The organism is Micromonospora sp. NPDC003816, from assembly GCF_042874705.1.
Taxonomy (GTDB): domain Bacteria; phylum Actinomycetota; class Actinomycetes; order Mycobacteriales; family Micromonosporaceae; genus Micromonospora.
Genome location: NZ_JBIANP010000002.1, coordinates 496,335 through 502,418, shown reverse-complemented (window position 1 = coordinate 502,418; position 6,084 = coordinate 496,335). Strand labels below are relative to the sequence as shown.

The following is a 6,084-nucleotide window of genomic DNA, read 5'->3' as shown; positions in this document are numbered from 1 at the left end:
GCCATCCCCGCCGCACGGTGGCACGACTCGCCGGATCCCCGGTAGTCCCTTTATGTCCGCACCGGGCGTCCTCACCGTCCGGTGCGGCGGGTGTCCCTGGAACTGGTGACTGTGCCGGTCCCGTGCCGAGCGGGCAGGCTGACACGGGACCGCCGTCCGGACGGCCAGGAGGCCGAGCGGCATCGACCGGGAGGGCCTATGAAGCTAGTCGACATCACTCCGCAGATGCTGCTGGACGGGTCGCAGTCCTGCACCGACACGGCTGCACAGCTACAGGCGCGGCTCGCGACGCTGCGACGGGACGTGGACGACCTGGCGTCGTACTGGTTGGGGCCGGGTTCCAAGGCCTACAAGCAGACGATGGAGGAGTACGACACCTGCGGCCGGATGCTCAACGACGCCCTGAACGGGATCTCGCGGGGCCTGCAGCGCAACGCCGGCAACTACGCCACGGCCGACGAGGCGACGGTGCGCACCATGCCCGAGATCAATGGTATTCCGGCGGCCCGTCTCGGGCCTGAGCCCGGCGCCTGACCGGAACCGTCAGCCCGCCCGAGTAGAGGAGTTCGCGTGACCGACAGTATGGGTAGTCGCATCCGGGTCCCCCCGGAGCTGGAGTTCGCCGGCGCCAGGCTCAAGAGCACCGCCGACGAGCTGGTCGACATGCTCGCCACCCTGAAGGCCAAGCTCGTTCCGTTGGAGGAGAGCTGGGTCGGTGAGGCACGCGAGGAGTACGTCGGACTCCAGGGGCAGTGGAACGCCGGGGCGAACGGTCTGTTCGGTGTGGACGGCGCACTGGGCGACATCGCCAACGCCGCCAACCTCGCCTGGAACAACTACTCCGAGGCGGAGTTCTCGAACCTGCGTACCTGGCGGGGCTGACGATCACCGCAGGCCGGGGGTCTTGAACATCCGAGACCTCCGGCTCGTAGTATTCGGCATGATCCGTGATCAACGAGGCCGTACCTCCGACGCGCAGCCGTCGCCGGAACCGGTCGGACCGGGTGCCGAGTCGAACCCGGAGTCGCTCGCGGACAGCAGCCGGTTCCGCAAGCTTGGTTCGGCCCTGAACTGGGTCGGTGACCGGGTGGCCGTGGTCGGCGCCGACCCGACGGGAGCGGTCGCCGCCGCAGCGACCGGGCTGGCGGCGGAGCGCGACGTGGTGACCGTCGTCGGGCCGCTCGACACCGCCGAGGACTGGGCGTTCGTCGAGACGGTGCTCCCCATCGCGGTGCCGCCGGGCAGTCGTGCCCGGGTCGCGGTGGCCGGGGCGGCCGGTCGCGGCCTGGCCGGTCGGCTGGCCCGGGAGCTGACCGCCACCCTCGACGTCCCCCGGGCCGAGGTGCTGCTGGTGCCCGGGGGCTCGCTGTTCGCGGTGGACGGCTGGCTGCGGCACACCCCCGACGGGGTGGCCTCCCCGGCCGGCCATCGCAGCCCGCAGCCGCCCTGGGAGAACGACGTCGACGAGCTGTGCGCCGCGACGCGCCCCGGTGAGCTGGTGCTGCTTCCCGTACCGGCCGGGATGTGGCTGTTCGGTCGGCTGCCGGGCACCCCGATGCCGGACTACGACGACCCCGCGTACGGGGTGCCGATGGACGCTGACCGGCCGGTGCTGCTGATCGGGCGGCCCGGGCAGCCGGAGCCGGAGGCGGACGCCATCGTGGAGTTCCTCGACCGGCTCCCGTCCCGGCTACGCCAGCAACTCGTGCTGGCCTCCTACGGATCGGTGACCACGACTGCGGCGGCGGCGACGAGCCTGGCCCGCGAAACGGGTGTCCCGGTGCAGGTGCACACCGGCCTGCCGGCGCTCACGCCCGAGGGCCGACCGACGAGTCTCGCCGTCGACCACGCGGCGGCCACCTGGGAACCGATTGCGACCGTCCTCAGCTTTCCGCCCGAGGGTCCGGCCCGTCCGGTCGGACCGGTACGCGGACTCGACGGCTACCAGGAGCTGACGGAGAACGTCTTCCGGCTCGGCGAGCGGTGGGTGGCCGAGGTGACACAGTCCGGCCTCTGGGTGCGGCCACCCGAGCAGGAGCACGCCGCACGCCTCGTGCGGTCGCACCCGTGGACCTCCGGCAAGGTGCGGATCTTCGTGGGCGTACCCGGCAAGCCGCCCCGGTACCACGTGTTGCCGGTGCTCGGCGCGATGCTGGGCCGGATGCCCGCCGAGACCCGTCAGCGGGTCGAGTTGTCGCCGGCCCGGTTCGCGGTGGCGGCCGGGGACGACGCGGTCCCGACGCCGGACCCGGAGCAGGGTGAGCCGGCCGCGCCGGTGGTGCAGCGCACCGTCGTGCTGCGCGCCCCGCAGTCCGGTGGCGCGATCCCGGTCGTCCCGGCACCGGCGGAGCGGCCGGAGGACCCGACGGCCGCGAGGCGGAGTCCCGAAGGTGGACGGACGATCGGGGCGGGCGCGGCGTCGCCGGAGACGACCGCGTCGCCTGCGTCCGGCGGGAACGCCCCGGTCGGGCCCGCGCTGGTGGCCGCGCCGACGACGCCGGCGGCCGAGCCGACGACGCAGTATCCGATCCGTCCGGTGGCGCGGCACGAGGCCGTCCGTCCGGTCCGCCGCGACGAGCCGAAGCAGGGTACGGAGGCGGTGCGCCCACCGCGTACCGAGGCGTCCCGTCCGCCGGTCTCGCCCCCGGCCGGTCCGGACGACGAGCGGCGACACCCGTCCGGGTCCGGTCCGGCCGGACCGGAGACCCGGCGGCGGCGCAAGCCCCGGCTGTCGGCCCAGATCCTGACCGCCGTCGCGGTCCTGACAGTGGCGGTCGCCAGCGGGTACGTGCTGAATCCGAACGGGCAGCCGTCCGGCGCCGACACACCGCCGGGGTACGCCGTACCGCCGCCGCAGGGTCTTCCGGAGTTCTCCGCCGGGACGCCGGTCGCCGCCGACCCGTCCGGTACCCCGGCCGACGATCCGTCCACCTCGGTCAGTCCCGCCTCCGGCAGCAGCGGCCAGACCGGTGCGGCCCCCGGCCCGAGCTTTCCCGGGCAGAGCCAGGCGTCGACGGGCGGCACCGACCGGGTGCCCGCGCCGGTGGCCCCGCCCCGACCCAGCGGGTCGCCGTCGTCCGCACCGAGTGCCACCCCCCGGCCCGCGGCGTCCTCGGCGATGCCGGGTCAGGTGAACAGTTCGGGACGGAACCTGGCCCTCTCCGGGACCGCCAGCGCGTCGAGCTTCGAGACGATCTACCGGCCGTCGAGCGCGATCGACGGGGACCGGGAGTCCCGGTGGGGTAGCGCGTTCACCCCGGACACCCAGTGGCTCGCCGTCGACCTGGGCGAACTCTGGCAGGTCACCGAGGTGCGGCTGCGGTGGCAGCGGGCCTACGCGACCGCGTACCGGGTCGAGGTGTCCGCCGACGGCGGGACGTGGCGGACGGTCTACCAGACCGGTAGCGGCGCGGGCGGGACCGTCGACATCGCCGTCACCCGCACTCCGGTCCGCTACGTCCGCATGGTCGGCACGGCCAAGGCGATGCCCGGGTACGGGTACTCGATCCACGAGTTCGAGGTGCGCTGAGAACGGCGAGTCACCGGTTGTTGCTGGTGAGGTTCTTGGTGTTCTGCTCTTCGACGTCGGTGTACATCGTGTGGGTGTGCTTCATCCGCCGGATCGCCTCGTTGAGGACGTCACGCACCTGCCCGCTCAGACCGTCGACCTGATCGAGTATCAGCGCGAAGTTCTTGCCGGCGGGGCTCATCCAGTAGTCACGCAGCGTGCGGAACTCCTTGTTGATCTCGTTCAGCTTGCCTTCCAGCGCGTCCCGTTCGGTGGCGATCTTCTTGGCGGCGTCGGCCAGCTTGTCGAGCTCCACGGCGAAGGTGAACTGGGAGCCGTCCGGGTTGATCTGGGTGATCGGCGTACCGTCCGCGTTGGTGATCACGGTGATCGAGGGCTTGCCGTTGTCGGTGTACGCCCACTTGATGTCGCTGCCGCTGCTGCCGTACTCGATGGTGACCGTCTTGGTGCCCTGGGTGCCGTACGTCGGCCGACCTTCGGAGTCGAAGGTGGTGAACGTCCAGCCGTTCTGCTCCATGCTGGTGACCGCACCGTCCGAGTTACGGAAGATGGTCGTGCCACCGGAGTAGGTCCACTGGAAACCACCGCCGGCCGTCGGCGTGATGGTCACCGTCTCCCGGGTCTCCGAGTTGACGCCGGACGTCGGCGCCCCGTCCTTGTACGTGATGACCCACCCGTCGCCACGGTCCTCGGTGAGGATCTGGCCCTCCGAGTCGTACGTCACGACGCTCTCGTCGTCGTACGTGTAGACGGTGTTGCCGTCCCGGTAGCTGATGGTGGCGGTGACGCCGGGGCGTTCCTCGGTGGCGGGGATGTCGACGTAGTGCGGGCGGTTGTCGGCGTCGAACTGGCTGTAGGTGGTGCCGTCGGCACGTTCCTCGGTCAGGATCTTGCCGCCGGAGTTGTACGTGATGACGGTGTCGTCGGCGTACGTGTAGAGGGTGTTGCCGTCCTGGTAGGTGATGTCGGCGCTGGTGGCGGGGCGTCCTTCGGTGGCGGGGACGTCGATGTGGCCGGGCCGGTTGTCGGCGTCGAAGTCGCTGTAGGTGGTGCCGTCGGGGCGTTGCTCCTTGAGCATCTTGCCGTCGGCGTTGTAGGTGATGACGGTGTCGTCGGCGTACGTGTAGAGCGTGTTGCCGCCTTCGTAGCTGATGTCGGCGCTGGTGGCGGGGCGGCCTTCGGTGGCGGGCACGTCGATGTGGCCGGGCCGGTTGCTGGCGTCGAAGTCGCTGTACGTCGTGCCGTCCGGGCGTTGCTCGCTGAGGATCTTGCCGTCGGCGTTGTACGTGACGACGCTGTCGTCGGCGTACGTGTAGACGGTGTTGCCGCCCTGATAGTCGATCTCGGCGCTGGTGGCGGGGCGGCCCTCGGTGGCGGGGACGTCGATGTGACCGGGCCGGTTGTCGGCGTCGAAGTCGCTGTACGTCGTGCCGTCGGCGCGTTGCTCTTTGAGGATCTTGCCGTCGGCGTTGTACGTGACGACGCTGTCGTCGGCGTACGTGTAGACGGTGTTGCCGTTGACGTAGCTGATCTCGGCACTGGTCGCCGGCTGGCCGCTGCGGGCCGGGATCTCGACGTACTGCGGCTGGTCGTTCGCGTTGAAGTCGGTGTACAGGGTGCCGTCGGGCAGCCGCTGGCTGACCAGGTCCTGGCTGTGACTGTCGAAGGTCAGCACCGACTTGTCGGAGTACCGGAAAATCGTCAGGTTGTCCTGGTAGCCGATGTGCGCGTACGTCGCCGCCTGCCCGTCCGACGGCGGGATCTCCACGTACCGGGCGCGTCCCGCGTCGTCGAAGGAGCTGTAGACCCGCCCGTCCGGCATCACCTGCTGGACCGGCTGACCGTTGGCGTCGTACGTCACCACGGAGCCGTCGCTCTGCCGCTCGAACGTGTGCCCCTTGGTCGGCGGCTGCTCCGGTCCGGTCATCAGGCGGATTCCTCGGGGCCGCCGACACGGGGGAGGGACTCGGGTGCGGTCGGCACCGTCTCGCCGAAGGACTGCTTGTCGGCCTCGGCATAGAACTGGGCGGCGTTGTTGACCCGGACGACGTACTGCGCGACCGCCTGGATCGAACCGCCGACCGCCTTGAGCAGCGAGAGCTGGGTGTCCACGAGCATCTGCGTCTGATCCGGATTGGGGTCCTCGACCGGCGGGAGGTCCTCGCCCTTGACCGTGTGCCGCGAGATGTGACTGCCGCCGTCGTGGCTTCTGATCTCGCGGTCGTTCTGTACGCCGCCCTCGTTCTCGGCGTAGAAGATCCAGCCGCCCTTGCTGAGCACGTCCGCCTTGAACGACTCGAACTCGTCGACCTGGGTGTTGAGTTCGTTCAGCATGTAGTTCTGCGCCCCGCGAAGGTCGGCGGGCGTGACCCCGAACGCGCGGACGGTCGGCTCGACGAGTTCCTTCGTCTCGTCGCCCGCGTCCTTGGGCGGGTTGAACAGATTGTCGCCGGTGACCGATCGCGCATAGCGTTCTTCCATGTGCAGTTCGGGTATGTGTTTAATCGACGCCTGTACGTAGGTGTCCAGCTCAGGGTCGGCCATCTTAGACATGT

At 70.4% G+C, this 6,084-nt stretch carries 5 protein-coding genes; 3 read left to right on the top strand and 2 right to left on the bottom strand.

Features of this window, described 5'->3' with window-relative positions:
• Nucleotides 1-198: 198 nt before the first annotated feature.
• From ACFYTT_RS08195 to ACFYTT_RS08185, 3 genes are read left to right on the top strand one after another with little or no spacing between them, the layout of a single operon-like run.
• Entirely contained in the window at nucleotides 199-534 is a 336-nt protein-coding gene (locus tag ACFYTT_RS08195; protein ID WP_131051368.1) for a WXG100 family type VII secretion target, read from the top strand.
• 36 nt (nucleotides 535-570) lie between these two features.
• Complete coding sequence (locus ACFYTT_RS08190; protein ID WP_131051369.1) at nucleotides 571-882, top strand: WXG100 family type VII secretion target; 312 nt, start codon at nucleotides 571-573, stop codon at nucleotides 880-882.
• A 58-nt stretch (nucleotides 883-940) separates the two neighbouring features.
• The gene (locus tag ACFYTT_RS08185; protein WP_387258122.1) at nucleotides 941-3,529 is read left to right on the top strand and encodes a discoidin domain-containing protein; all 2,589 of its coding nucleotides are present in this window, start codon (nucleotides 941-943) and stop codon (nucleotides 3,527-3,529) included.
• A 10-nt stretch (nucleotides 3,530-3,539) separates the two neighbouring features.
• Here ACFYTT_RS08185 and ACFYTT_RS08180 read toward each other — a convergent pair whose 3' ends face one another.
• Both ACFYTT_RS08180 and ACFYTT_RS08175 read right to left on the bottom strand, forming a co-directional pair.
• Complete coding sequence (locus ACFYTT_RS08180) at nucleotides 3,540-5,456, bottom strand: WXG100 family type VII secretion target (protein WP_387258120.1); 1,917 nt, start codon at nucleotides 5,454-5,456, stop codon at nucleotides 3,540-3,542.
• Entirely contained in the window at nucleotides 5,456-6,073 is a 618-nt protein-coding gene (locus ACFYTT_RS08175) for a hypothetical protein (RefSeq protein WP_131055257.1), read from the bottom strand. The genes ACFYTT_RS08180 and ACFYTT_RS08175 overlap by 1 nt, the downstream gene beginning before the upstream one ends.
• Nucleotides 6,074-6,084 lie beyond the last annotated feature (11 nt).

What these genes read in the sequence shown, in the direction of transcription:
- ACFYTT_RS08180 (WP_387258120.1), bottom strand. Translation starts at nt 5,456, where the DNA reads ATGACCGGACCGGAGCAGCCGCCGACCAAGGGGCACACGTTCGAGCGG.
- ACFYTT_RS08185 (WP_387258122.1), top strand. Translation starts at nt 941, where the DNA reads ATGATCCGTGATCAACGAGGCCGTACCTCCGACGCGCAGCCGTCGCCG.
- ACFYTT_RS08195 (WP_131051368.1), top strand. Translation starts at nt 199, where the DNA reads ATGAAGCTAGTCGACATCACTCCGCAGATGCTGCTGGACGGGTCGCAG.
- ACFYTT_RS08175 (WP_131055257.1), bottom strand. Translation starts at nt 6,073, where the DNA reads ATGGCCGACCCTGAGCTGGACACCTACGTACAGGCGTCGATTAAACAC.